The sequence below is a fragment of the Paenibacillus sp. EPM92 genome (genome assembly GCF_016586185.1).
Lineage (GTDB): Bacteria > Bacillota > Bacilli > Paenibacillales > NBRC-103111 > Paenibacillus_G > Paenibacillus_G validus.
On the sequence record NZ_BCPS01000064.1, the window covers coordinates 55,299 to 80,252 of the forward strand.

The 24,954-nt window shown below is 50.6% G+C and carries 23 protein-coding genes; 16 read left to right on the top strand and 7 right to left on the bottom strand.

The window, feature by feature from the left end; translation table 11 throughout:
- The first annotated feature begins 65 nt into the window (after window positions 1-65).
- Window positions 66-1,166, top strand: a complete 1,101-nt coding sequence (locus JMF85_RS12595; RefSeq protein WP_141334444.1) for a zinc-dependent alcohol dehydrogenase — start codon at window positions 66-68, stop codon at window positions 1,164-1,166.
- A 168-nt stretch (window positions 1,167-1,334) separates the two neighbouring features.
- On the opposite strand, the gene JMF85_RS12600 is transcribed toward JMF85_RS12595, so the two are convergent.
- Together JMF85_RS12600 and JMF85_RS12605 are read right to left on the bottom strand one after the other, a co-directional pair.
- A complete protein-coding gene (locus JMF85_RS12600; protein ID WP_127607494.1) occupies window positions 1,335-2,531 on the bottom strand; it encodes an MFS transporter in 1,197 nt (398 codons plus the stop codon).
- Between the two features lie 250 nt (window positions 2,532-2,781).
- Window positions 2,782-3,537: an IclR family transcriptional regulator gene (locus JMF85_RS12605; RefSeq protein ID WP_127607492.1), complete on the bottom strand. Its 756-nt coding sequence runs from the start codon at window positions 3,535-3,537 to the stop codon at window positions 2,782-2,784.
- A gap of 537 nt (window positions 3,538-4,074) precedes the next feature.
- Here JMF85_RS12605 and JMF85_RS12610 point away from each other — a divergent pair.
- The 4 genes from JMF85_RS12610 (at window position 4,075) to JMF85_RS12630 (ending at window position 6,945) form a co-directional block, all read left to right on the top strand.
- A complete protein-coding gene (locus tag JMF85_RS12610) occupies window positions 4,075-5,055 on the top strand; it encodes a LacI family DNA-binding transcriptional regulator (RefSeq protein ID WP_201318314.1) in 981 nt (326 codons plus the stop codon).
- Window positions 5,056-5,091: 36 nt separating this feature from the next.
- Window positions 5,092-5,214 (top strand): glycerate kinase, encoded by a 123-nt coding sequence (locus JMF85_RS28050; RefSeq protein WP_269103333.1) that lies wholly within the window; start codon window positions 5,092-5,094, stop codon window positions 5,212-5,214.
- A gap of 397 nt (window positions 5,215-5,611) precedes the next feature.
- Window positions 5,612-6,463 carry an NAD(P)-dependent oxidoreductase gene (locus JMF85_RS12620; RefSeq protein ID WP_201318315.1) on the top strand — a complete coding sequence of 284 codons (852 nt, stop codon included), beginning with the start codon at window positions 5,612-5,614 and terminating at the stop codon, window positions 6,461-6,463.
- A 281-nt stretch (window positions 6,464-6,744) separates the two neighbouring features.
- Window positions 6,745-6,945 (top strand): twin-arginine translocase subunit TatC, encoded by a 201-nt coding sequence (locus JMF85_RS12630; RefSeq protein ID WP_141334441.1) that lies wholly within the window; start codon window positions 6,745-6,747, stop codon window positions 6,943-6,945.
- A 14-nt stretch (window positions 6,946-6,959) separates the two neighbouring features.
- Here JMF85_RS12630 and JMF85_RS12635 read toward each other — a convergent pair whose 3' ends face one another.
- The 3 genes from JMF85_RS12635 to JMF85_RS12645 all read right to left on the bottom strand — a co-directional run bounded on the left by JMF85_RS12635 (window position 6,960) and on the right by JMF85_RS12645 (window position 10,668).
- Entirely contained in the window at window positions 6,960-7,178 is a 219-nt protein-coding gene (locus JMF85_RS12635; protein WP_127607484.1) for a hypothetical protein, read from the bottom strand.
- Between the two features lie 113 nt (window positions 7,179-7,291).
- Window positions 7,292-8,728, bottom strand: a complete 1,437-nt coding sequence (gene pdxR, locus JMF85_RS12640; RefSeq protein WP_201318316.1) for a MocR-like pyridoxine biosynthesis transcription factor PdxR — start codon at window positions 8,726-8,728, stop codon at window positions 7,292-7,294.
- Between the two features lie 119 nt (window positions 8,729-8,847).
- On the bottom strand, window positions 8,848-10,668 hold the full coding sequence (locus JMF85_RS12645; RefSeq protein ID WP_201318317.1) for a cache domain-containing sensor histidine kinase: 1,821 nt from the start codon (window positions 10,666-10,668) through the stop codon (window positions 8,848-8,850).
- Window positions 10,669-10,749: 81 nt separating this feature from the next.
- On the opposite strand from JMF85_RS12645, the gene JMF85_RS12650 reads away from it, so the two are divergent.
- The 11 genes from JMF85_RS12650 (at window position 10,750) to JMF85_RS12700 (ending at window position 23,741) form a co-directional block, all read left to right on the top strand.
- Window positions 10,750-12,168, top strand: a complete 1,419-nt coding sequence (locus JMF85_RS12650; protein ID WP_201318318.1) for a response regulator transcription factor — start codon at window positions 10,750-10,752, stop codon at window positions 12,166-12,168.
- 117 nt (window positions 12,169-12,285) lie between these two features.
- Window positions 12,286-13,719 carry an ABC transporter substrate-binding protein gene (locus JMF85_RS12655; protein ID WP_236595843.1) on the top strand — a complete coding sequence of 478 codons (1,434 nt, stop codon included), beginning with the start codon at window positions 12,286-12,288 and terminating at the stop codon, window positions 13,717-13,719.
- A gap of 63 nt (window positions 13,720-13,782) precedes the next feature.
- Window positions 13,783-14,664 (top strand): carbohydrate ABC transporter permease, encoded by an 882-nt coding sequence (locus JMF85_RS12660; protein WP_141334438.1) that lies wholly within the window; start codon window positions 13,783-13,785, stop codon window positions 14,662-14,664.
- A gap of 51 nt (window positions 14,665-14,715) precedes the next feature.
- Window positions 14,716-15,567 carry a carbohydrate ABC transporter permease gene (locus JMF85_RS12665; RefSeq protein WP_127607472.1) on the top strand — a complete coding sequence of 284 codons (852 nt, stop codon included), beginning with the start codon at window positions 14,716-14,718 and terminating at the stop codon, window positions 15,565-15,567.
- A 27-nt stretch (window positions 15,568-15,594) separates the two neighbouring features.
- On the top strand, window positions 15,595-16,635 hold the full coding sequence (locus JMF85_RS12670; protein WP_230875906.1) for a zinc-dependent alcohol dehydrogenase family protein: 1,041 nt from the start codon (window positions 15,595-15,597) through the stop codon (window positions 16,633-16,635).
- Between the two features lie 29 nt (window positions 16,636-16,664).
- Window positions 16,665-17,510 carry a sugar phosphate isomerase/epimerase family protein gene (locus JMF85_RS12675; protein ID WP_201318319.1) on the top strand — a complete coding sequence of 282 codons (846 nt, stop codon included), beginning with the start codon at window positions 16,665-16,667 and terminating at the stop codon, window positions 17,508-17,510.
- A 139-nt stretch (window positions 17,511-17,649) separates the two neighbouring features.
- Window positions 17,650-19,224 carry a spore germination protein gene (locus tag JMF85_RS12680; RefSeq protein WP_201318320.1) on the top strand — a complete coding sequence of 525 codons (1,575 nt, stop codon included), beginning with the start codon at window positions 17,650-17,652 and terminating at the stop codon, window positions 19,222-19,224.
- Complete coding sequence (locus tag JMF85_RS12685) at window positions 19,224-20,432, top strand: Ger(x)C family spore germination protein (protein ID WP_201318321.1); 1,209 nt, start codon at window positions 19,224-19,226, stop codon at window positions 20,430-20,432. Before JMF85_RS12680 ends, JMF85_RS12685 begins: the two co-directional genes overlap by 1 nt.
- A 229-nt stretch (window positions 20,433-20,661) precedes the next feature.
- A complete protein-coding gene (locus JMF85_RS12690; protein ID WP_201318322.1) occupies window positions 20,662-21,750 on the top strand; it encodes a GerAB/ArcD/ProY family transporter in 1,089 nt (362 codons plus the stop codon).
- A gap of 115 nt (window positions 21,751-21,865) precedes the next feature.
- The gene (locus JMF85_RS12695; RefSeq protein WP_155613851.1) at window positions 21,866-22,789 is read left to right on the top strand and encodes a S66 peptidase family protein; all 924 of its coding nucleotides are present in this window, start codon (window positions 21,866-21,868) and stop codon (window positions 22,787-22,789) included.
- Between the two features lie 121 nt (window positions 22,790-22,910).
- Complete coding sequence (locus JMF85_RS12700; protein ID WP_127607461.1) at window positions 22,911-23,741, top strand: M23 family metallopeptidase; 831 nt, start codon at window positions 22,911-22,913, stop codon at window positions 23,739-23,741.
- Window positions 23,742-23,826: 85 nt separating this feature from the next.
- Here JMF85_RS12700 and JMF85_RS12705 read toward each other — a convergent pair whose 3' ends face one another.
- The gene (locus tag JMF85_RS12705) at window positions 23,827-24,720 is read right to left on the bottom strand and encodes a YitT family protein (RefSeq protein WP_201318323.1); all 894 of its coding nucleotides are present in this window, start codon (window positions 24,718-24,720) and stop codon (window positions 23,827-23,829) included.
- Window positions 24,717-24,938: a hypothetical protein gene (locus tag JMF85_RS12710; protein ID WP_127607457.1), complete on the bottom strand. Its 222-nt coding sequence runs from the start codon at window positions 24,936-24,938 to the stop codon at window positions 24,717-24,719. Before JMF85_RS12710 ends, JMF85_RS12705 begins: the two co-directional genes overlap by 4 nt.
- Window positions 24,939-24,954: the final 16 nt, after the last annotated feature.

Sequence of the window (24,954 nt, forward strand, 5' to 3'; positions counted from 1 at the left end):
CTTGATCGGCATGGCTTCGAGCCGCAGCCGGATCCTCATGAAGATGCAGAAATGAGGTTGATCTCATGAAACGAACATCATTAGCGGCAGTCGCTACGGGCGTACAAACGACGGAGCTGCAGGAATTCAGCCTGCCTCCGCTTGCCGACGATTCCGGCTTGCTCCGCATTGAAACCGTAGGCGTATGCGGCAGCGACGTGTCCTACTACAAAAAATTGCAATCCCCCCGTATTCTGGGCCATCACATCGTCGGGTTTATTGAACAGATCGGCGAAACGGCAGCTGCGCGTTGGGGCGTGAAGGCAGGGGACCGGGTCGCGCTGGAGGAATACATTCCATGCGGGCAATGTACCTTTTGCCGCACAGGCATGTACCGTTCCTGCAAAACGACGGACCCGAGGGCGGGGGGTATTCGTTACGGCGCCACCCCGGCAGACTTGAGTCCCTCTCTATGGGGCGGCTTCAGCGAATATATGTACCTGCACCCGAACTCGGTGCTGCACCCGATGCCTGCGCACGTTCCTCCGGAGGAGGCGGCGTTGACGCTGCCGTTGGCCAACGGATTCGAGTGGATGTCGCTGCAAGGCGGCGTAGGCCCGGGGAAAACGGTCGTCATTCAAGGGCCGGGCCAACAGGGGCTTGCCTGTACGCTTGCGGCGAAGGCTGCGGGGGCCGATTGTGTCATCGTCACTGGACGAACAACGAGCATGAAGCGGCTTGAGTTATCCAAGCGTTTGGGCGCGGATCATATCGTTAATATTCAAACCGAGGATTTGGAAACCCGCGTCCGCGAAATTACAGGCGGTAAAATGGCCGATGTCGTCATCGACGTCACATCCGGAGGCACGGAGCCGATCACTTCGTCCATAGCTATAGCCGGCCGGGGCAGTACGGTCTTGTTCGGAGCTTACAAGTATAGGAAGGTTCCCGAATTCGACATCGACATGATCGTCACCAAGACGCTGAAGCTTATAGGCGTGAGAGGCCACAGCTACCAATCGGTGAAAATGGCCGTCGATTTTATCGCTTCGGGGAAATTTCCGCTCAGCATCATGAATTCCCATGACTATCCTTTAGAGGAGACAGACATGGCGCTGAGAACGGCGGGCGGGGAAGGGGAGCCGAATCCGCTCCTCGTCACGGTATCGCCCGGTAAAGCCAGGTAACGTTCCGAAGCTGAACTTCTTGAAGGGCGGCGGCGTTACTCCTGCGTTCGGCCCGCCATAACAAACTGATGTAAACGAATAAAGCCCGCTGCTCCAAGTCCGGAGCGGCGGGCTTTATCCATTTACCATCGTCATAACGCGAAGGAACAACCGCCCTGAGGCATGGGCTCATGCCTCTTTGTTTGGTTCGGCCTGTTCCGGGGTCCCGGGCGCCCTGCGGAGCGGAAGCAGCGACACCGGATGAGAATACCAGGACCCGCATAGAAGCGTCAGTCCGCACACCCAAAACACCGGCAGCAGGCCGAACGTATGGCCGACGACACCGAGCATCAACGGGCCGGACAATTGCCACGAGCGGTTCAGCATGCTTCGCAGTCCGAGCACTTCGCCTTCCCTGCCCTTGGGGGTATATTGGATCAAATATACCCAGCTCAAGGGCTGAACGAGCCCCAGGCCGGCGCCGAGCAAGACCGCAGTCGCGCTAAGCAGCCACGGATGCTCAAGCATCGAAGTCGCTGTGAAGGCCGCTGCACCGGCGAGCAGCGCCGCCGCCATCAGTTTATCCCTGTCCACCCATTCCACCAGCTTGAATTGCAGTAGACGTACCGCAACGGAAGCGGCGGCTACGCAGGCGAGCACGGTGCCTGTCTGACTGGGAGAGAAGCCGTAACCGGCGGCAAGCACGGGGAAGTATGCGGTGAAGATGTCTTTGGAGTAGACGACAATTCCGCTGACCAGCACGCCCTTGCGGATATGGGGATCCTTCAGGAGAATCAACGTGTTTTTCTTTTCTTCCGTACGGGTGGATGCCGCGTCCCTCCGAGGCTCGGAATCCATCATGCGGACCAAGGCCAGCATCATGATTTGAATGACCAGCAGGACGAGGAAGGTGATCCGAATGCCTCCGTGCTCATACAGAAAGCCTCCCGTCAAGGGGGAGACAAAGTCAGCCGCCGCCGCAGTCGTGGTCATGCCGGTAACGGCCTTATCCCGGTTGCCGCCAACGATGGAGACGCGCTTTTGCGTCGCTGTGACGATACAGTTGTTCGAGAGCCCCATGCAAATTTGCGAAAATAGCAATCCGGCGAGGGTAGGCTGCCACAAAGGTACCGCCAACGCCGCAAGGACGCCTGTCCCTCCCCATAGCGTCAATGCTTTCGTGCCGAAGCGATCGGTCCACTTGCCGATGCGGATAGCCAGAATCAGCGGGAATGCGGCGAAGGCGGAAACGAGCAGCCCGATAAAAAATGTGGAAGCTCCCAGACTGTGGGCATGAATGGACACAATCGGCCTTGTGCCGCTAACTGCTAAGTTCGACAAGAAAAACGTCGCCAGCATCAGATAAAACTGGAATTTGCCGTTCATGACCGGTGATGCCGGATAACAACGGGAGCGGAAGAAGACACGGCCTTCACCTCGGTATCTAAAGAGTAGTACTCTTATCTTATCGTCATCAGGCAGAGGGAAACAATCCGGCTGTTCTGTTATGCGGAAATGAACATCCCGTAGTTCGGGCACTCTGGAGCGATAAGGGCTCAATTCAGATATCGACGTTCCTGCCCCGTCCGAGATAGGGAACAATAAAAAAACGGGACGGCGGAACCATCCCGTTAACTTAACTTAGCCGCTCCGTGATAAGCCGGCTGTACGTTTTCAATTCTTTGACATAATTTTGGATTTGCGCCGGATACAAATACGATTTGATCATGGCCAGGCTGATGGCTGCGATCACTTGCCCGGTATCGTTGTACACCGGAACCGCTATGGAGCATACGCTTTCGTTATATTCCGAGAGGCCGATCGCGTATCCGTTTTTGAGTACGTCGCGCAGATGCTCGGTGAGCGTCTGGCCGTCCGTAATCGTCTTGGGCGTGTGCCGGTACAGGCCTTGTTGAATGACCCGGTCGATCTCCTGCTCGGATTGGTTGGCTAGAAGCACCTTGCCCGAGGCGCTGCAGTAGCTGGGTATGCGCTTGCCTATTTTCGATACCGTTCCCTGGTGATAGTCGGGAACCATTTTACTCAAGAACACGATTTCCCCATGATCGTAAACAGCCAGGTGAACCGCCTCGCGAACGGTCGACATCAGCTTGTTTAACAGCGGATACGCGATGAGCCGCAATTCGTTGCGATGATAAGCGGCGAAGCCAAGCTCAAATGCACCGATCCCCAAATGATATTTGTGGGTGTGCATATTTTTCTCCACAAGGTTATTCCCATACAGTGTGTTAACCAAACGGAAAATTGTACTTTTGGCAAGTCCTAACCGTTGACTTAATTCCGTTATGCCAAGTTCCTCATCTTCTAGAGTAAATTCACGCAAGATACGAATCGCATTGTAAACGGAAGACAGGGGTACTTGCTGTGCCAACGAAAACACCACCTTGAAGTATTTTACCGCCTGAAATGTATGCTCTTTACCTTCTATTATGACATACGAACGACGGGGGTGTAAACACTTTCATTCCACATTGAGGGAATAATTTGATAGTATCTTTTTCCATCAGCGCTCTGATTTTTCTCTCTTCCCGCACTTCTTTATCATAATTAACTAAAGGAAATCATGATAGGAAAGACAGGGTCCTGTTAACTACAGTATTGTCCAACGGGATGAATATGGTCGGTGTGCATCCTTTTGTACAGGAAATTGTAAAAGGATTGCCGTCATTGCGGTGGATGTTGCCCGTTGCCGTCGCTGAAGCGGGTAGAATTTCATGATTTCGCGCATCAAATTGACCAGAATTATGGAGTAATAGAAAGAAACAAGAAGTAAAATATATATAATATAGCAAATATAATATAATTCACTGATTAATTGACTGGTTATTCGGAATTCTGATATATTAGGTTTAGGAAACGATACACTAAATCGTTTTCTTTACTATTGGCTCGAAATGAGGAGTGCACGTTGAGAATCACTATTGATGATGTGGCCAAGCAGGCCGGTGTTTCCAAAACGACTGTATCCCGGATACTGAACGGCAATTACTCCCAGACTACGGAAGAAACTAAAGAAAGAGTTCAAAAAATCATTCGTGAGCTGAACTATCATCCGAATCCGATGGCCCGGGGATTGAAGCAAATGAGGACGAACATCATTGGCATTGTATTGTCGAATTTGAACAACCCTTTCTGGTCCAAGGTATTGGAAGGGGTAGAGGATACCTGTCGTTTGTCCGGATACAGTCTCATGATATGCAATTCAAATGAAGATTCATATAGAGAAGCGGAATTGATCGAAGGCTTTCGGATGCGGCAGGTTGACGGGATTATCGTCAACCCGACAGCCAATAACAAGGCTTTATTTGAGGAAATGGCCAACAACAAATATCCTCTTACTTTTATAAACCGCAGAATCGAAGGTATTGACGTCGTAGATAGCGTTGTCGTCAACAACATTAACGGAGCAAGAATGGCTGTAGATCATTTTGTTCAATTGGGCAAAAGAAACATCGTCACTTTCGTCTATCAGCCGCATGGCGTCAGTACATGGCAGGATCGGGTTACAGGCTTTAAGGAAGCCTTGTCCGCGCATGGGATCGCCGTGCATGATCGAGTGATTGAAGTGAAGAATGAAGTCGGCCGGGTGAAGGAAGCGGTCATCGAGTATTATAAATCCTCATCGGCCGCGGATGCTGTTTTTTCCACAAGCAGCATGATGACTCTGGAAATATTGGAAGGGTTCAAGGAGCTGAATATCAAGGTGCCCGACGATGTTGCGCTCATTGGCTACGATGAAACGGTCTGGGCGAAGCACCTCAACCCTCCGCTTACGACGATCAAACAGCCGGCTTATGAAATGGGAGCTATCGCAGCGAAAAATATGATTAAGAAAATAACTTCCAAAACCAAAAAAAGCCAAAAACCGTTGTATTGGAGCCTGAATTGATTGTAAGACATTCCTGCGGCTCGCATTAATCCTTTAATTGGCCCGAACGGTGTTTCCTGCGTGTTTGGGCCGCAAAAAGGAGCTTCCCCGGAAAGGGTCAAAATATTAAGGCTTAGCGGAGAACTAGTGTCCGGGCGAATGTTTTCGAGTAAAATGTAAGCGCTTAACAAGAGGCGAGTCGGAGACCGCAGCCCGGATAGAAATGAACGGACTTTTGGTTGACACATGCCGCCGGAGCATATAGAATAAAGTGAGGAAAACGATTTACTAAAACGATAAACAAGAAGCTGCGGACAATGTCAGGTAACTCGGCCCCATGGTCATTTACATATCCTGAATCTACAACCACTAAAATTGAAGGGATGTTTACACATGGACGACAGAGAGAAGATCTTGGAATTGTGTAAGGATTTGCGGGTGGCAGATGCTCGCGACGGGATGGATGGGAACATGATGCATCATTAAGGCACGGTGCAGCACGATTTTCGAACGCCGAAAACTGTATGAGCAATTGGGTTGGGAACTCGATCACACCGTTCTGTAGGAGGAGATACGAATGGAAATCGCTTTTATCGGGTTAGGCGCTATGGGGCTGCCGATGGCCAAACGTCTGATTAAGGCTGAACACGGGCTGCATATTATCAAGCATAGAAACCCGCTGCCGGTGGAGGAGCTTGCCGGTATGGGCGCGACGGTGCATGAGCATGCGGCGGATGCCGTTCAAGCTTGCGATATGATCATCAGTATACTGCCTTCAGATAAAGAAATGGAATCCGTTTTGCTGGAGGAATCGGTTCTTGAATCGGCGAAGCCCGGAGCTTTGCTGCTGGAAATGACATCCGGCTCTCCCCAAATGATGAAAAAAGTTGCAAAAGCCTATATGGACAAAGGAATTCGCGTTCTGGACGCTCCGGTCAGCGGAGGGACGACCGGCGCCGAGCAAGGGACGCTTACCCTCATGATCGGCGGTAAGCAAGAAGATGTCGAGGAAGCGAAGCCGGTCATGGAAGCGATGGGCAAAAACTTTTTCCTCGTCGGCTCTTACGGTGCGGGAAAAGCGGTTAAAGCCATCAATCAACTGCTGGCAGCTGTTCATATGCTTGCTTCTTCGGAAGCGCTTGCAATTGCCGAAAGTTTGGAAGTGGATTTGAATATGCTGAACGAGGTTGTCGGAAAGAGCTCCGGCGGCTCCTGGATTTTTGCCAACAAACTGAAAGCCGTGGCGGACGGCCAGTTTGATCCGGGATTTCGGTTAAATCTAATGAAAAAAGACGTCGGTATTGCGATCAAGGAAGGCGAAGGAATCTCATTGCCGATTTCCACCCTGGCTTACCAGCTCTACGAAATGGCGGCTTTAACGGACGGAGACCAAGATTTCGCTGCGGTAAGCAAGCTTATCCGCAAATAGAAATGAAATAGGATAATGGAGCGGAAATCCGTGAACATATGTGTGTTGGATGGCTATACGCTGAGGATCCGAATCCGCTGCTGCAGGCCAAAAATTGTATCATCACGCCTCATATTGCCTGGGCTACCAAGGAAGCGCGCAGCCGTCTTTTGGATTTGGCCGTTGACAATATACAGGCGTTTGTGGACGGGAATCCCAAAAACGTTGTGCTTCCCCGCAATATTGTAAAAGCTTAAAATGATCGCCTTCATCATGACCCTTCCGGTGCTTCTGCATCAAGTATAAGGAAAATCCGCAAACTCGCCTACTTTGTGCTCATTGTCACGGCAACCGTGGTCACGCCCCCGGACTTTATTTCCGACATTCTGGTCGCGATTCCGCTGCTGCTGCTTTACGAAATCAGCGTATTCTTATCCGGCTGGGTATACCGGGGGCAGTTAGAAGCTGACCGCGCCTGGGAAGCGGAGTACGGCGGTACCTGAGGTGCAGCGCCTTATTACGAATTTGTGTTAACGATATACAGAATCAAGGCAACGTAACCTAAGACGATAAAAAAAATGTAGATCCAGGATAGTCGGGACCAGTTGCCTTTCGTTTTGGTATCGTATTGGGGGTTGCCCTCTTTGTTTTTTTTGGAAATGCCGACGAGAATGGTTGAGATTACAGCAACCAACATGATCGTAGCAAAAATAATATAGTAAGCAATCAGCGGCATTAGGGTCACCTCATCTGATGATCTTCTTCAAGTAGACAATATATCAACATTTTGTCGGCAAGTAACCATCCATTTTGTCGTCTTTTAACCCATCCAATCCAGCCGGTTTCCCCTTAATCGTTCAGCGCATGCAATGCTTGGGCGAATTTCTGAATGCCGGACTCCAATTCATGATCGGCAGGCCTTGCAAAGCTGAATCGAACGTATCCCGGTTCAGAACCGAATACCGTTCCCGGCATGAACACGACGCCTCTTTTCAAGGACTCTTCCAGAAGCTTGGAATCATCGACAGGCTGATTGAGTTTCAGCCATGAATTCAAACCGCCTTGAGCCGGGATACAGCTAAACTTGCCGGCTAGCATTCGGTTCAGGGCCGTCATCAGGTGCAGCTGCTTCCGGGATAACGCATCCCGCAAGAACCGGATGTGACGGTCGAATAGACCCGATCTTAGAAACTCATTGGCCAGCCATTGCGGAACGACGCTAAGTCCGAAGTCCATCTGCTGTCTTGCATCGGCCAGACGCTTGACGACGGTTTGCGGCGCGATCAGCCAACCGACTCGAAGTCCGGATGCGGCAATTTTGGAAAGAGATCCGACATACAGCACGGAACCATGCGCATCGATGGATTTCAAATTAGCCGGCGGACGGTTATCGAATGATGTCAAGCTGAACGGGTCGTCCTCCACGATAGGAATGCCGAGCTCTGCGGCGAGCTTCAATAATCGCGGACGTTTGGAGGCGGCCAGAATGCTGCCGGTCGGGTTCTGATAATTCGGATTCAGAAAGATCATGCGGATACGATGCTGCCGGAACAGACTTTCGATTTCCTCAGGATCAATCCCGTTCTCATGCACAGGTAAACGGAACAGCCGGAGTCCCGCGGATTGAAACATCGGAAGGGAATAGCTGTAAGAAGGATCCTCGATCGCGACAGCGTCACCGGGGGCTAATAAACACTGTGTAATCAAATAAAGGGACTGCTGCGATCCGGAAGTAATCAGAATCGAAGACTCTGTGGTACGAATATTCAATTGTTTGTCAAGAAAAGAGACCAGCGTTTCCCGCAACGGGAGAAAGCCTTGAGGGTCGTCGTAACCTAAAGGCGCCTCGAACGGAGCTTCTCTTAACAGCTGCTGGATGGCCTGATTGGGATATAAATCGGGCGACAGCTCTCCGCTTGCAAAGTCGATGATCGATCCCCGCTCCCGCAAAACTTCCCGGATCCGACGAATCATAGGCAGGTTGGGCGCGAACGTCCCGCCCCGGGCGTACGCTCTCCAATTCGGGGTTAAACTCGGCGTTACCCCCAACAGCCGCTTGCTCACCCTGGTGCCGCTTCCCGAACTGCTCTCGACAATCCCTTTGGCACGCAGCTCTTCGTACGCCTGTACGACAGTGCTTCTGTTTACTTCTATTTGCTCCGCAAGCTTTCGCTCTGACGGAAGAAAGCTCCCCGGCGGGTATTCGCCGTATAGGATTCTTCGTTCCATATCATCGGCAATTTGCTGGTAGAGAGGTTTTTTGCTCCTACGGTCAGGTTTCCACAATGTTAGTATCACCCATTTATGCGAAATTTATCAGGATTGCCTCGCCGGGCAACCTCTCCCTATTATATGATCCATATGAAGCGGGCTTCAATGATTTGGCCGTTCTGTCACAAAGACTTCTATTTTCCGGTTCGAGGCGTGTTGCATGGAACCGCAATCTCAACCAGTGTTCCCAGCCCCGGGGTGGATTCGATATGAAAGGGGATCGAGTCCCCGTAAGCCAGCAGGAAACGGCGATAAACATTATAAATGCCCGTATGCCTTTGGAAATAAGGATCGATCCGTTCCCCTTTGGAGGCCATAAGCTCCGATAGCTTGGACATGATATCCGCAGGTATGCCCGCGCCCGTGTTGCGGATCGAAATACGCAGATGTTCCTTCTCCACCTTCGCCTCCACGGTCAATAAGAACTCTTCCGCGTTCATGGAAGGGCTCCACCCGTATTTGATAGCGTTTTCGACAAAGGGCTGTATGCTTAGCTTCATAATGGGGATTTCCAAGGCTTCCGGGTCCAGCTCGAAATGTGCATTGACGTCCAGCCCGTTGCGATAGTAATGAATTCTCATAAAATTTCGGATATAGGCCATCTCTTCTTTCAAGGGAGCCCAGCCGCCATCGTTTCGTACGGAAAACCTCATCATCTTGGAAACGGATTGAACCATCTCGCCGACCGCGTCGCCATGATTTCGGACTGCGTAGGATTCGATCGTTTCGAGTGTATTGAATAGAAAGTGAGGGTTAATTTGGGCTTGAAGCTGCAGGAGTTCCCGTTCCTTTTCCTTTAATTTGGACTGAAACACCTCCTGCTCCATCTGCTGCAATTCATCCAGCATGCGGTTATAGCTTCGCACCAAAAAACCGATCTCGTCGTTAACGGTCTGCATCTTGATCGGGACATACGTACCCCGTCCCAAACTCTGCATCCCTTGCTTGAGCTTGTATAAAGGCCAAAGCACCATATTCATGACAGGAAACGCGATCACGATCGCAATCGCGAGACTGACGAAAGCAATGATTAACGTCAGAACAAACGATTGCTGGACGCCTTTGGTGATCCCGCTTAACGGAGCCATCCATACCAGCTTCCAATCCCCGTAGGGAATGTTCGCATAGGTCGCTTCATACGTCACACCGTCCGAGGTGAACAGAAATTCTTTGCTTGTCCGCGCGTCCTTCTCCAGCGCCTTACGGAAGTCTTGAAGCAAGGCTGCATCAATGGGGGTGTTGGAAACGGGCGTACTGCTCCCGGCGTGATACAACAGAAGCTGTCCTTCCTGTTCGGGGCTGGCATCGGTCAGCATGCTTTTGATTTTGTCTTCCCTGAGCTCCACGATGAACCAGGATCGAATATCCCCCGTATTCAGGTTGATGATCGGTCTGACAAAAGAAAAGACGTTCTCGTGCGTGCCGAGAAGAATATAATCCATGGCATGAGGCAGGGTAAGCTCCGGCTTGGTCGTGCTGAAAACCGTGCCGTAGATCGGGTCGTCCCGGAAGGAGTACCTGTAGTTCAGAGCTTTTTGATAAGAATCGAAGTAGACTTTGCCAAGCTGATCGAGATATAGAACGCCGACAATTTCATTGCGAAATTGCAGGGAGTTTTTCAGAATCGGCCGAAAGTCGATGATGAGGTTGGCTTGAGCAGCCAGATCGTCATCCGGCGTCGTCAAAAATTTTTGAAATTGGAAATTCGTAAACAGCGTATCGAACGATTGGTTCAGATCCTGCAAATAGTTCGTAATATCCTTGGACACAAACTCCACGTACTGGGAAGAGATAGACGCCGAATATTTGGTGCTGGAACGAAACATGAAGTATTGGGAGCTGTAGCTGACCAGAATAATCGGGATAACGGATAACGCCACTAACAGTAAAAAAAGTTTGTATTTCAGCGATAGATGGTCCACCTTATGTTTAAGGGACTGGAAAAACGGCGGCATGGTCATCTTCCCCTTTGAAACGATTCGTTATACTATTATTCTGCGTGAATGTTGTGATTCCTTGCAAGGAGATGAGCCGGTATGAAGATCTGCGTGGCCGATGATGAGAAGGAAGTGCGATTAAGCATCATACATAAGTTGAAAACGGTTTACCCGGCTGCTCAAATCTTTGACGTAGAGTTCGGGCGGCAAGCGTTGGAACAAATTCTTGTCGTACAACCGGATCTCGTCTTTTTGGATATTCGGATGCCGGAGATGGACGGTTTGGACATTTTGCGTGCGTTGAAACAAGAGAAAGCGCACATTCGAGTAGTTATTTTATCGGGATATGACGATTTTGACTATGCCCGGAGGGCGCTTCAGCTGGGGGCTACGGATTATTTGCTGAAGCCGGCGGACCGCGACCAGCTCCGCGAAGTCGTGACCAAGGTGAAGCAGGAGATGGAAGCGGCGTTTCTGAAGGAGTTTGACCTATACCTGGGTCACTTATCCAGCCTTTATCTCTTTATTCATGATTTGCGCTGCTTGAACACGAGCCTATGGTTTGACGAACGGGAGGCCAAGGACATTCATCTCGGGGATACCGGGGAGCTGTTAAAGCGCTGGGAACGATCGCCGGAGCGTATCCTGATCGCCTTTTCCGTCAATCACGATTACGGCGGAATCGTCGTGAGCGCTTCCTCCGTTCCGGGAGAGCACCGGTTTCAAGCCAAGCGCGACTTTTTGCCGGTCGTGCAAAACGCCATCGAAGCCTGGGAAAGCCGCAGGTTTTTTGGTGCTTCGCAGCCGTCGCCGGAGAGCCGGAGAAAGGACCGGAAGGATGCGGGCAAACAAGCTGCCGGGCTCCGGCAAAAAATATTATCGTTTGCCAAGGAAGGCCATTACCCGAATTTAGAAACGGCGCTGGAGGCTTGGCTGAATACATTGCTTGATTTGGATTTAAATCAGCTCAAGAAAGAATGCGTTAATCTGATGGCGCTGCTCGACGAAGGTCTCAGCAAGAGCGATATGATCGTGATTGAAGACGAGAAGCTGCACTATTGGTCACAATGGGTAGCCAAACACAAAACGTGGGACGAGCTGAAAAGCAGGATCCGGAAGTTTGTTTTGGATGGCGTTCGCGCGCTGATGCATCTGGAGCATCAATCCGGGTTAAGCTGGTTTGACCAAGCGCTGCATATGGTAGATACGTCAAGAGACCCGAACTTGAGTCTGGAGTCCATCGCCGACGTCGTTGGGGTGCATCCGGTTACGTTAAGCCGTATATTCAAGCAGCAGACCGGTATGAATTTCGTCCGGTACCTGGTACGAAGCCGGCTGCAGCATGCCCAATCCCTATTGCTCAAAACCGACAAAAAGATCAATGAAATTTCCGAAGAAGTCGGATATGTCGATTACCGGTATTTCCGGACCTTGTTCAAGAAAGAATTCGGCTGTACGCCGTCCGAATATCGCAGGCGCAACGGCATCGGAGCTGCGGGCGATGAGGCGGATTCCTGAGGAGGTTAAAAAGTTCGCCCCTTTGCGCTAAATTATTCTCCTGTTTTCGATAAATCGATCTCCCTATAATTGAATAAAAGGCGTCGCTAACTATTCAAAAAAAAGGGGTAAGGGTTCATGAAAAAAGTAAAACATTTGATGCTTGTTTCACTTTCGGCACTTGTTCTTTTCACAGGATGCTCGAAAAATGATTCCCCAACGGCTCAGGAAACGAACACATCCGCCAATGAAAAACCGAAAGCGCTTAAAGTGCTGTACGCTACCGTTGAAGCCGGGTCTGAAGCCATCATCGATGCGGCCAAAAAATACGCACAGCAGACGGGAATCAAGATCGAGGTCAATACGTTCCCGTATAACAATCTGCAGGAAAAAGTATTCTCCGAGCTGGCTCAAAAAAGCGACCATTACGATCTGATTGCCATCGATACGCCGTGGGTTCCTAAAATTATTCAGCATTTGGAGCCGATGACGACTTATATTAAAGCGGCAAAGCCGGAAAGCTTGCAGCTGAACGATTTTATTGCCAAGGCGTTCATGGATACCTCCGTGTTTAAGAAAGATGCCCCTCAGCTGAATCCGCCTCAGATGAACGAGATCAATCTGGATCAAATCGTCTCATCGGGATTCGATATTTGGAGCCTTCCGATCCAATCGAACGTGCTGACGGTAAGCTATCGTAAAGATCTCTTCAAAGATCCGAAAAACATGGAAGCATTCAAAAAGCAGTATAACCGGGAGCTTGCGGTTCCGCAAACGCTGGACGAGTACCTGGACATCGCCAAATTTTTCACACGGGACACGAATAACGACGGAAAAATCGATTTGTACGGGACGACGTTGATGGGGAAAAAGCACGAAGCGAATTTTGTGGATTTCAAGTCGTTCCTGAGCGATTTCGGCGGAAGCATCTTTGATGCGAACCTGAAGCCCGTCTTTAATGACGAAAAAGGCGTGAAAGCACTCGAGACCTACGGAAGCTGGATCAATCAGCATAAAGTAACGCCTCCCGGCGTGCTCACCTACACATGGGACGAAGTCGCTACGGTGTTCGGTTCCGGACAGGTTGCCATGGGGATGAACTACCACGATATGAAGCTCGATCCGAAGGTCAAGGGCGGCGAAACCGGTTACTTTGTGTTCCCGGGCGTGGACAACGGCGGCAACGTGGTAAGAGGCCCGCACTTTGGCTCTTGGGGCGTCGGAATCAGCAAATACTCCAAAAACAAACAAGCGTCTTATGAGCTCGCCGAATATTTGACAAGCCCTGAAGTGCAAAAAGGATATTTGAAATTTAATCAGCATGTGACTCGTAAATCCGCTTACGATGCAGCCAAATCGTTATCCGATCCCTTATTGAAGGAATATTATCAGGTTCTCGGGTCCTCCTTAAGCGTAGGCGTAGGCAGACCGCGGATTACGAATTACGATCAAGTGTCCGAAGCGGTTCAAATCGTCGTGAACGATTATTTATCGGGCAAGAAAGACGCGAAGACCGCGCTGAATGAAGGCGCCAAGCAAGTTGAAACGCTGATGAAGCAAGCGGGATATTGAGCTAAATAAGGCAGGCGCTTGAAAGCTCATGCTCAAGCGCCTGCATTAAACGGAGTGAACCCCATGATTAAAAATCAGGAATCGGGCAGGTTGAAGTATTTATTATTTGTGCCGACGATGCTCGTTCTCATCTCGATGACCATCGTTCCCTTTATTTTTTCTTTGCTCACCAGTCTGACCAATTACAAAGCGACGGAGCCGGAACGTTGGAGCTTTGTCGGATTGGACAATTTCGTTCGGGCCTTAACGGATAAGGATGTCCAAATTTCTTTTCTAAATACGGTCATTTATGTGGGCTGTGCCGTTTTTTTTGAATTTATTCTTGGTATTCTGATCGCTTTACTTCTGAATCGGAAGATGAAAGGCATCTCTGTGATCCGCATGCTGCTGCTGCTGCCTATGATGGCTACGCCGGTCGCGGTGGGATTGATGTGGAGGTGGTTGTTCAACACCGATTTCGGGATCTTCAATTATTATTTATCCGCCTGGTTCGGGATCACCGGTCCCAATTGGCTCGGCGACCATGCGCTGGCGATGCCCGTTGTCGTCTTGGTCGACATCTGGCAATGGACGCCCTTCATGGTGCTTTCCTTATTGGCGGGCTTGCAGTCCTTGCCCGATGATCCTGTGGAAGCCGCTTGGATGGACGGCGCCTCGCCGCTGCAATTGTTTTGGCATGTTACTTTGCCGCAGCTAAGACCGGTTATTTTAGTCGTTCTCTTGATTCGGATGATCGATGCTTTTAAATCGTTCGATGTCGTTTGGACGCTTACGAACGGAGGCCCCGGTTTAAGCACGGAGCTGCTGAGCTTGCGCGTGTACCGGGTGGCATTTAAATTTTGGGAAACGGGTTATGCCTCTGCGATCTCCTGGTTATTCCTGATTCTTGTTATCGTTATTACGTCGCAATTTATCCGTTTTCTTTATAGAGAAACTTCGAAATGAGCTGAGGATCAAGATTGATTACCGAACATTTACGTACTGGGGTTGAAACATATGGGAATATCACCCTCTAATTCGAAACGGTTGGTCCTGAACCGGTTTCTCGATCTGTTAACGTACGTCATTCTCGTGATTTCCATCTTTCCTGTGTTATGGATGGTGCTCACTTCGCTCAAAACGTCGTGGGATGCACAGGCGCTGCCGCCCATCTGGGTGTTTGTCCCAACCTTTGAAAACTACACCGCCCTGTTCGCGAATAAAGGGTCTTCAAGCGAGTTTACAAGTTTGCTGTGGAACAGCGCATTCGTTTCCATCGTGTCCACGGTTCTTTCCGTCGCATTCGGCGCGCTCGCCTCTTACTCTTTATCCCGTTTCAGGCTGAAGCGAGGGAAGGACATCGCGATTTGGATTTTGTCGACCCGGATGTTTCCTCCGGCCGCCACACTTGTTCCGGTTTTTATGATGATGAGCTGGCTCGATCTGATCGATACGTATGCCGCTTTGATCATTCCTTACACCGCTTTTAATTTATCGTTCGTCGTTTGGATGCTCAAAGGCTTTTTCGACGATATCCCCATCGATTTGGAAGAAGCCGCGACGGTGGACGGATGCTCGAGAATGACGGCCTTTTACAAGATTATTCTGCCTTTGATCGCTCCGGGCTTAGCGGCAACCGCGATCATCTGTCTGATGTTCAGCTGGAATGAATTTATGTTTGCCCTGGTGCTGTCCAGGAACGATGTGGTGACCGCGCCGGTTATCGCGAATCAGTTCATTACGATGTACGGCGTAAAATGGGGCGAGCTGACGGCAGCCTCCACCATTATGACAACCCCTGTGCTCATCTTCGCCATTCTGGTGAGAAATCACATGATCAAAGGATTGACGATGGGCTCTGTTAAATAATTATTTTTTCGAATGGAGGATTATAGGATGAACACGATGAAGGGTGTCGTATTCCCAGGCCAGAAGCAAGTTCAAATCCAGGAGTTTCCCGTGCCGATACCGGGTCCGAATGAAGTCTTGATCCAGATGAAAGCCTCCGCCATTTGTCGCAGCGATATGAGCATCTATTACGGCAATCCCGTGGTAGGGGGAGATGCGGCGGCGACGAGAACCATCATTCCGGGACATGAGCCGGCGGGTCTGGTCGTTCAGACCGGAGAGGGCGTCGCTTCGATTCGCGAAGGGGATCGCGTTGCCGTTTACCTTGCGCTGGGCTGCGGAGAGTGCGTGCATTGCAAGAGCGGGTACATGATGTTCTGCACCTCATGGAAATGCGTCGGTTTCGATGTTCACGGCGGCGATGCCGAGTACATGGTGGTGCCTGAGAAAAATTGCATGAAAATTCCTGATTCCATGAGTTACGTGGCGGCTGCAGTATCTACCGATGCGGTCGGAACGCTCTATCATGCGCAGAAGCGCCTTCACATATCAGGCAAAGACACGCTGGTCGTATTCGGATTGGGACCGATGGGCGGGGCGGGCATTCTGGTCGCCAAGGCGCTGGGAGCGACGGTGATCGCCGTCGATATGATCGAGGAGCGATTGAAGCTGGCTAAAGAGGAATTGGGGGCCGACTTTACGATTAACGGGAAAACCGAGGATGTCGTAAGCAGAATCCGGGAATTGACCGGGAATCGGGGAGCCGATGCCGCTATCGATTGCTCGGGCAGCACCATCGCCGAGAATCAAGCCTTGGATTGCGTGAGACCTCATGGACGGGTTGCGTTCGTAGGCGAATGCCGGGAATCCACCATCCGGCCAAGCGAGCAGTTGATTCGCAAGCAAATTACGGTGATGGGCTCGTGGTATTTCCCGATCCAGGAATTTGAAGAAATTTGCGAGTTCATCGTCAGAAAGAACGTTGATGTCGAAAAATTAGTTACCCATAAATTCCCGCTGGAACAAGCGGAGCTGGCATTTCAAATGTTTGATGAAAGAAAAACGGAAAAAGCCGTCTTTGTTTGGTAATATTCCGATTACTCTTGGAGGTGCAGGCAATGAAAGGCATATCGTTTAATACGTGGGTGTACAGTTCTTTTCCGAGTTGGCTTCCGTCGTATCCGCTCGAGGAGGTCGTGAAGCGATTATCCGGTATGGGATATGACGGCATTGAAATCGGCTGCGCCAGTCCGCATGCTTGGCCCGATTATTTATCCAAGGAACGGAGAAGCGAGGTTAAGGCGCTGTTGAAATCGCATAGCTTGAACGTTTCTGCCATGCTGCCTGCGCCTGGCGGCGGTCCGGGGATGAACCCGAGCTCGCCTACGGCGGAGGAGAGGGCGTTTACCGTCAGGCATTACAAGGATGTGATCCGCCTTGCCCACGAATGGGAATGCCCGACCGTGATTTGGGTAGCGGGCTGGGCTGTTTTCGGAACGCCGCAGAAGGATGCTTGGAATTATAGTCTGGAAGGCTTGACGGATTGCGCCAAATATGCGAAAGAACTCGGGATAACGATGGTGGTAGAGCCTACTTCGGCGGACAGCAACTTGATCGAAACGGCCGACGACGCGCTGCAGCTGGCGGAGCAATCCGGGGAAGACAACGTGAAGGTGATGTTTGATACGTATCATGCGATCTACCGTAATGAAGTGCCGAGCGATTATGTGTACCGCATAAAGGATAAGCTTCACCACATTCATATTTCCGATGCCGACCGTCTGCCGCCCGGACAAGGGAGCTGCAATTTTGACGCCGTGCTGCGTGCGCTTAAAGAAATCGATTATCAGGGCTATTTGTCAATGGAAGTCGGATTTCATACGCGGGCAGCCGACCCCGATTGGTATGCCGCGACCTCGATTGAATATGTAAGGAAGAAGATGACCGAGCTTAACTGGAGCTAATTGAAGTTTCGACAGGTTACCGTTCATAGGGCTGTCCCAAGCGTAGTTCACTACGGAGGGACAGCCCTTTACGCATTCGTTTGCATAAATGACGATATTTGATGACATGATATACAGAAAATACCTATAGAGGTGTTTAATGTTTTTACTTAAATGGCTTACCAAGCAGCGAAAAGGCAAAATTAGCGGCGCTTTGCCGCAACAGGTTTCTTCAGAACCGCCTGTAGGGAATGATTTTGCGGCGAGACTGGGCTGGTTTCGGCAGCAGTTAAACAAATGTTCAGACGTTAAGTTTCATGAGGTTCAATTGCCGGGAAACATCCCTTTCGCATTGATTTATATCGAGGGACTGATCGATCAGAAGCTGCTGCAGGAGCAAGTCCTGTCACCGCTTCAGTTTGAATTGACGGGGCAATCGGCCCAAGAGCTGCTGCATCAAATTGTGGAGCTGAAGCGGCTTCCCGTCTCGTATCTGGAAACAAGCACGGAGTTAAACAAGGCTTTGTATGCTTTGTTTGAAGGTACGATTGTTTGTCTGATGGACAGCGAGCCGCAGCTCGTCTTGTTTCCGATGAAGTCCGTTGAGATCAGGTCCATTCAACAGGCGGAAAATGAGAACGTTATCCGCGGACCTAAAGAGGCTTTTGTCGAAGATATAGCGACCAACATCACGATGATCCGCAGAAGAATCAAACATCCGGCTCTAAAAACGGAGCATTGCGAGTTTGGCAAGTATACGAGAACCGCTGTCGTCATCTGTTACGTGGAGGGTTTATGCAAGCAAACGCTTGTCGATGAAGTAAAGGAACGATTGTCCCGAATTGACATAGACAGCGTGCTGGGCAGCAGCTATATTGAGGAATTTATTGAGGACAACCCGTTCTCCCCGTTTCCTCAGGTGCAATATACGGAACGGCCGGACACGCTAAGCGCAGCCCTGCTGGAAGGGCGAGTGGCGATACTGGTGGACGGAACGCCGATTCCGATTATTGTCCCGGTCACCTTGTACATGCTGCTTCAGTCGGCCGAGGATTACTATCAACGATTCATTGCCGCCACGTGGATCCGGTGGATTCGTTTCATCTTTTTGCTGGTTTCATTTCTGCTGCCCTCGGTTTATATCGCGGTAACGACGTTCCATCCGGAGATGCTGCCTCCGAATTTATTGGTCACGGTGGCTGCGGCCCGCGAGAATGTTCCTTTTCCCGCTATCGTCGAGGCGTTCATTATGGAAATTACGTTCGAAGGCCTCAGGGAAGCCGGACTCCGGATTCCGAAGCCGATCGGACAAACCGTTTCCATTATCGGAGCTTTGGTGATCGGGCAGGCGGCCGTTCAGGCAGGCATCGTTTCCGCTCCGATGGTTATTGTCGTGTCCATTACGGGCATAGCCTCTTTCATCATACCGCATTTCGATCTCGGGCTGACCTTTCGTCTCCTGCGCTTCCCGGTCATGATCCTTGCCGCGAGCTTCGGTTTATACGGTGTGATCATCAGTATTCTGCTGATTTATATTCACCTGGTATCGCTCCGGTCCTTCGGCACACCCTATCTTTCACCTACTGCGCCTATCGTGTTTAGCGATTGGAAGGACGTACTGATTCGGGCTCCCTGGTGGCTGATGAAGAAAAGACCGCTGCTGTACGGAACGAAAAGCGATGAACGGATGACGTATCGCGGAAGACCAATACTAGCTCAGGATGATGGTGACTGATGTTCCTGCATGTGACAATGAAAGCCGCGCGTTTGCTCCTGCCAGCCGCCTGTTTGCTCTGGATGACCGGATGCTGGTCCAGGGTCGAAATCAACGATAGAGCCTTTGTGAGCGGTATGTATGTTGACGTTTCCGAGGAGAGCGGCTATGAAGTATCCTTAGGCTTTCCCCTGTCGAACCGGTTGTCGTCCGGGGGCAGTATGCCTTCGGGAGGGGCCAGCGACGGAAATCCTTATGCGATTGTGAGCAAGAGAGCCGGCAGCATCCCCGAGGCCATCCGGAAAATCCGCTCGGATCTATCCCGGGAAATATCATGGGGACACTGCCGGATCATTATCGTCGGTACCAAAATGGCGGAGTCCGGCGTCGATCCGATCCTGGAATTCGTGACCCGTGAACCGAACTTTCACACGAAAAGCTACTTCTTGGTCGCCCCCGGGAAAGGAAAAGACATCACCGAGTTAACCCCTGTGTTTGAGCGGCTTCCTTCCGAGGTGCTGCGTGAATTTGCCGAACGAAAAGTCACTTTGGATACGAGTGTCAAAGACTTGTTAGAAGCGGCCGCAAGAGGAGGGGATGCGGCTGCCGCGCTGCTAACGATTGGCAAAGTGAAGATGGTAAGCGAGAAGGGGAAGTTAAGCACATGGGTAGGCACGGATGGCGCCGCCCTCTTTAAAAACGGAAAAATGGTCGGAACCTTCAATGTTCAGGAGATGAGAGCGGCGCTCTGGATTGATGGAAAAATGAAAAGCTCCGTCATTTCGTTGAAGTCGCCGACCGATGGAAAAACGATTAGTTTTCTCATCTTGAACTCGAAATCCCAAATAAAACCCGTTGTCTCGGGAGACCGTATCCGATTTGATATCCGGATTGAAGCGGAAGACGACGTCATGTCATCGGAATCGGATATTGATTTGAACGATCCGGAGCAAATCAGCAAGATCGAAAATTTGCTGTCGCAGCAATTGAAGGGAAGAATTATGAGTGCCATTCAAAAAACGCAGCAAATGGGGATCGATGTGTTCGCATTCGGCAGATATATCGAATGGCGGTATCCTAAAGTATGGTACGAGAATCAGGACCATTGGCGCAGCACGTATAAAAACTGCGAATTTAGCGTGGTTACCCAAGTAAGCGTGAAAAGAACGGGAGTTGAAAAAAATCCAATCGTGCGTCAGATGCAGCGTCAACAGGGTGGATCGCGATGATTGTCATGACCGTCATTTTTCTTGGGATAGCGTACTATGAGTGGCATTTTCTAAAAGCCCGCCAACGGCAAAAAAGAACCTACTGGATTGTAGGCGGCTGGCTGCTTGTTGCTTATGGGTATATATTCGCGGTTTATACCGTCGAGGGCCTCCCAAGTCCTAATCAACTGATTGAATGGATGTTTGGCCCTATAGCACACATCGTTCGAAACTAAGGAGGCGGCTGTTCATGCAGCGGGTCACCCAGCTTCAGCTAGGTTTAATGTTCGTCCTGTTCCATTTTTCGACGGCTACGGGATTTTTAATGGGTCTGATTTTCCCGACGGCGGATTATCAGGGCTGGTTGGTCATCTTGACTGCCTTTGCCGGAGGGCTGCTTATTACTTATATTTCCTTTGCGCTTGCCAAGCGCAGACCGAGCGAGTTTCTGGTTCACTACGGCAAGGAGCTGGTGGGCCGCTGGCTTCATATCATTCTGATGATCGGATTTGGTTTCTTTTTTATTCATCTTGCCGGCCTGGTGCTGCGGGAGATCACGGATTTCCTTATCCAGGTGTATTTGCCGACGACACCGTCGTGGATGGTCGCCAGCTTGTTCGCTTTTGTCGTTTCAATCGCCGTAAGGGCGGGGATCGAAGCGATTTTTCGTTGTGCCTCCGGCTTTTTTTTCGTCATTTTCAGCACGGCCTCGTTCATCCCTTTTATGTATGGCAAAGACTTGAATTTTAACCGCACGATTGCGCTCTTTACGCATTTGAATCCGGGCCGTCTATTTAGCGATACGTATCCGTTCATCCCCTGGTTTGGAGAAATGATGCTGATTCTTTTCATTTTCCCCTATATTCACAATTCCGGGAAGACGTTTCGTTCCTTATTGTGGTCGTCCGCTGCGAGCATTTACTTTATCGAGATGAGTTTCCTGATATGTCTGCTGTTGTTTGGGCCGCACGTGTCGGCGCAATTGACCTACCCGGTGCTGGAAATGATCCGTTTTATCCGGATCGGCGGCTTCCTGGAAAATTTGGACCCTATTGTGGTTGCCATTTGGTTGTCCAGCTTATTTGTTAAAATTAGTATTCTGCTTTATATTCCGGTATTCATCACGGCCCAGCTATTCAGGCTTAAAGATACGAGGCCGCTTACTTTCTCGTTCGGCGCGATTATGCTGGGACTTTCCATGCATATCGTGGACAATTCGATCGAGCACAATCAATTTCTGCTGCACGCTTGGCCGACTTTCGCGCTGGTCATGGAATGTTTGCCGCTCCTCTATTGGATCATGTCGGTCATTAAAAAAAACGCTCCAACGTTAAAATGAGCCTGGGCCCAGGCTGGGCCGTTTCGTTACCGGACGGCATATCGCATTCATCCCGCATCTTTCCGGCTCCACGTACATATGCTGGTACAAATGCCTAGTGGAGGGGTGGGAAGTTATGGCGATTAAACCGCCGATTTTGCAGCAGGGGGACACCATAGGCATTGTCGCATTGGGAAGCCCCCTCAGCCCGGAAATCATCAACAACCGAGTGATGACATTGCAAGCCCTTGGTTTTCAAGTTGTCTTAGGAAGATACGTCTATGCCGCAGACGGATATCTCGCCGGCACGGATCAACAACGCGCAGCCGATTTCATGAGCATGATCGAGAATCCGAACGTCAACATGATTCTCCCTACGCGAGGAGGCGTGGGCGTAGCCGGTATTTTGCCGTTTCTCGATTATCCTGTCATTGCCCGCAATCCGAAAATCGTTTCGGGCTACAGCGATATTACCGTTTTGCTTAACGTCCTGTACCAGTTCGCCAATCTGATAACCTTCCACAGCTTGCTCCTCATCAATTTCACTACTTCCGAACCCGCTTATAGTTTCAATCAATTTTTTCAGGCAACTTCTACTCCGGTCGCAACAAGGCCTATCTTGAACCCGCCGGGCTTTCCGCTCATCGGCAGGGTGGGCGGCAACGTCACGGGTCCGATCGTGGGCGGCAATCTGACCTCGTTCTCGGATACGCTCGGAACGCCCTTTGAAATTGACACGAGAGGGAAAATTTTGCTGCTGGAAGATACGCACGAGCCGATCAACAAAGTATACCGCATGATCAACCGGTTGAAGTTGGCTGGAAAATTCAGGGATTGCATCGGGATCGTCATGGGTGAATGCACGGGCTGCCAGGTGGCCTACGGAAAAACATACGACGATTTGATCAATGAGGTGCTTGTGCCGCTCGGCAAACCGCTGCTGACGAATTTGGCGTCCGGACACGGGATCTACAAGGCGGCTATTCCGATCGGCGCTAGGGTTAATTTGAACGCGACCCAATCTACGCTGACGGTTGTCGAAAGCGTGGTGAGCGTCTGAGATTCAAGAGTTCGCGTGACTGTGCGGTGGGCTTCTTCCCAATATTTAACGTTAGAATTCAAACGTTTCCTCGTCTATAATCAACGGTGCAAGCATAATACATCAAAGGAGTTGGCACCGCTTGAGAAAAAAGATTACTTTCCTGCTCATGAGCACCGTAGCCAGTATGTCCATCGCCTTGACGGCCCATGCATCCGCATACACGGTCAAGCCGGGAGATTCCTTATGGAAAATCGCTGCGGCAAACAAGACGACTGTTGATCAAATCGTAAAAACAAACGGGCTATCCTCGACCTCGATTTATCCGGGGCAAGTCTTACAGCTCCCTGACGATCCGAATACGTATATCATCCAAAACGGCGATACTTTTTGGAAAATAGCCGCCCGTTACGGAATCAGCACACTCACGCTCATCCAAGCGAACCCGCAAATCGCCGATCCGAACAATATATGGCCGGGACTCGCCATTCATATTCCGCAAAAGCCTGCGGCATATCTGGAAGGCATTTTCCCGCTGCGGGCAGGTACATATGAACCGTTTACGAACAATTACGCCGATTCCCGGACATGGTCTCCGGACGGGACGGAAACTCGAACACATGAAGGCGTCGATATTATGGCGAAGAAGGGAACGCCCGTTTACAGCGTCATGGACGGAACCATCGTAAACATCGGCTGGAACGAGTATGGCGGTTGGCGCATTTCGGTCAAAGTGGATGACAATACGCAATTTTACTATGCCCACTTGTCCGGCTACGCGGACGGCATGAAGAAGGGCGCAACCGTTCGGAAAGGCCAATTGCTCGGCTATGTAGGAAATACCGGTTACGGGCCGGTCGGCACGGAAGGAAAATTCGATCCGCATCTGCACTTCGGCATTTATACTATTAATCCATGGCAACCCGTTGATCCTTACACGTACCTGAAATGGTGGCAATTGAACGGGAAGTAGACCTCCTGTACGGATATGATTCATGAAAAACCTCCACCCCCGCCAGATCCGGCGGGGGTGGAGGTTTTTGGCCTGCTTGTTCCACTCAATGAATATCTTTCTTCTTAAAGCGTCCGCCTTTCACATCGTGGATGTTGCCGATGGCGAGGAAGGCGGCAGGATCCATTTCCTCTACGATCGTCTTCATCTTTGCCTCTTCAAGGCGGTTAATCACGCAGAAAATGACTCGCTTCGGGCCTCCGGTAAAGGCGCCCTCGCCGTTCAAATACGTGACTCCACGGCCTAGACGGTGGAGAATCGCTTCGCCGATTTCCTTGTTGTAGTCGCTAATGATCCAGACGGATTTGGATTCGTCGAACCCTTCGATCGTAATGTCAATCATCTTGAAGGCAATATAGTAAGCAATCAATGAATACATGGCGTGATCCCAACCGAACACGAAGCCGGCGCTTCCGAGGATGAAGAGGTTGATGAACATGACGATTTCGCCGACCGAGAACGCCGACTTCTTGCTGAACAAGATCGCCACGATTTCCGTACCGTCGAGCGATCCGCCGGAGCGGATGACGAGGCCTACGCCGATGCCCAGAATGATGCCGCCGAATACCGCAGCTAACAGCGGATCGATGGTAAGGGGCGGGACCGGATGGAGCAGCGTAGTGCCGATCGACATGATCAGGACGGAGTATAGGGTGGAAATCGCGAACGTTTTTCCGATTTGCTTATACCCTACAACAAGAAACGGAAGGTTGAGAAGTAACAGAAAAATACCTAGAGGCAGTCCGCTTAACGCTGAGGAAATGATGGAAATGCCGACGATCCCGCCGTCGATGATTTTGTTGGGCACCAGAAAAATTTCTAAGCCTACCGAAACCATTGCAGCCCCTATGGTCATGAAAATAGACCTGCGGAGCAATTTCAACTTCTTGATTTGGCTGTGCTGCGGCTGCTGTTTAGCCGCTGTCGTGCCTGTGTTCATGAGCAAGATTCCCCCTCGATCTTTGTATGTGATTCTTCAAGCGCAAACTCTGCGGTCAACTCATCGATAATCAAATCGATGGCTGCGAGCTGCCCTCTGAAAAAATCTTTCATCTCCACAAATTCCGCTTGCTCCACTTGCCGCTTCAAAGCGTTCTTTCGAAGCAGGAGTCGCGAGACATAATGCTCGACTTTGGATTTGCGATAAGTTTCCGCCATCATAAACCTCTTATAT

What these genes read in the sequence shown, in the direction of transcription:
- JMF85_RS12660 (WP_141334438.1), top strand. Translation starts at nt 13,783, where the DNA reads ATGATTAAAAATCAGGAATCGGGCAGGTTGAAGTATTTATTATTTGTG.
- JMF85_RS12680 (WP_201318320.1), top strand. Translation starts at nt 17,650, where the DNA reads ATGTTTTTACTTAAATGGCTTACCAAGCAGCGAAAAGGCAAAATTAGC.
- JMF85_RS12705 (WP_201318323.1), bottom strand. Translation starts at nt 24,720, where the DNA reads ATGAACACAGGCACGACAGCGGCTAAACAGCAGCCGCAGCACAGCCAA.
- JMF85_RS12620 (WP_201318315.1), top strand. Translation starts at nt 5,612, where the DNA reads ATGGAAATCGCTTTTATCGGGTTAGGCGCTATGGGGCTGCCGATGGCC.
- JMF85_RS12595 (WP_141334444.1), top strand. Translation starts at nt 66, where the DNA reads ATGAAACGAACATCATTAGCGGCAGTCGCTACGGGCGTACAAACGACG.
- JMF85_RS12710 (WP_127607457.1), bottom strand. Translation starts at nt 24,938, where the DNA reads ATGGCGGAAACTTATCGCAAATCCAAAGTCGAGCATTATGTCTCGCGA.
- JMF85_RS12645 (WP_201318317.1), bottom strand. Translation starts at nt 10,668, where the DNA reads ATGCCGCCGTTTTTCCAGTCCCTTAAACATAAGGTGGACCATCTATCG.
- JMF85_RS12655 (WP_236595843.1), top strand. Translation starts at nt 12,286, where the DNA reads ATGAAAAAAGTAAAACATTTGATGCTTGTTTCACTTTCGGCACTTGTT.
- JMF85_RS12670 (WP_230875906.1), top strand. Translation starts at nt 15,595, where the DNA reads ATGAACACGATGAAGGGTGTCGTATTCCCAGGCCAGAAGCAAGTTCAA.
- JMF85_RS12695 (WP_155613851.1), top strand. Translation starts at nt 21,866, where the DNA reads ATGGCGATTAAACCGCCGATTTTGCAGCAGGGGGACACCATAGGCATT.
- JMF85_RS12685 (WP_201318321.1), top strand. Translation starts at nt 19,224, where the DNA reads ATGTTCCTGCATGTGACAATGAAAGCCGCGCGTTTGCTCCTGCCAGCC.
- JMF85_RS12600 (WP_127607494.1), bottom strand. Translation starts at nt 2,531, where the DNA reads ATGAACGGCAAATTCCAGTTTTATCTGATGCTGGCGACGTTTTTCTTG.
- JMF85_RS12690 (WP_201318322.1), top strand. Translation starts at nt 20,662, where the DNA reads ATGCAGCGGGTCACCCAGCTTCAGCTAGGTTTAATGTTCGTCCTGTTC.
- JMF85_RS12665 (WP_127607472.1), top strand. Translation starts at nt 14,716, where the DNA reads ATGGGAATATCACCCTCTAATTCGAAACGGTTGGTCCTGAACCGGTTT.
- JMF85_RS12650 (WP_201318318.1), top strand. Translation starts at nt 10,750, where the DNA reads ATGAAGATCTGCGTGGCCGATGATGAGAAGGAAGTGCGATTAAGCATC.
- JMF85_RS12635 (WP_127607484.1), bottom strand. Translation starts at nt 7,178, where the DNA reads ATGCCGCTGATTGCTTACTATATTATTTTTGCTACGATCATGTTGGTT.
- JMF85_RS12675 (WP_201318319.1), top strand. Translation starts at nt 16,665, where the DNA reads ATGAAAGGCATATCGTTTAATACGTGGGTGTACAGTTCTTTTCCGAGT.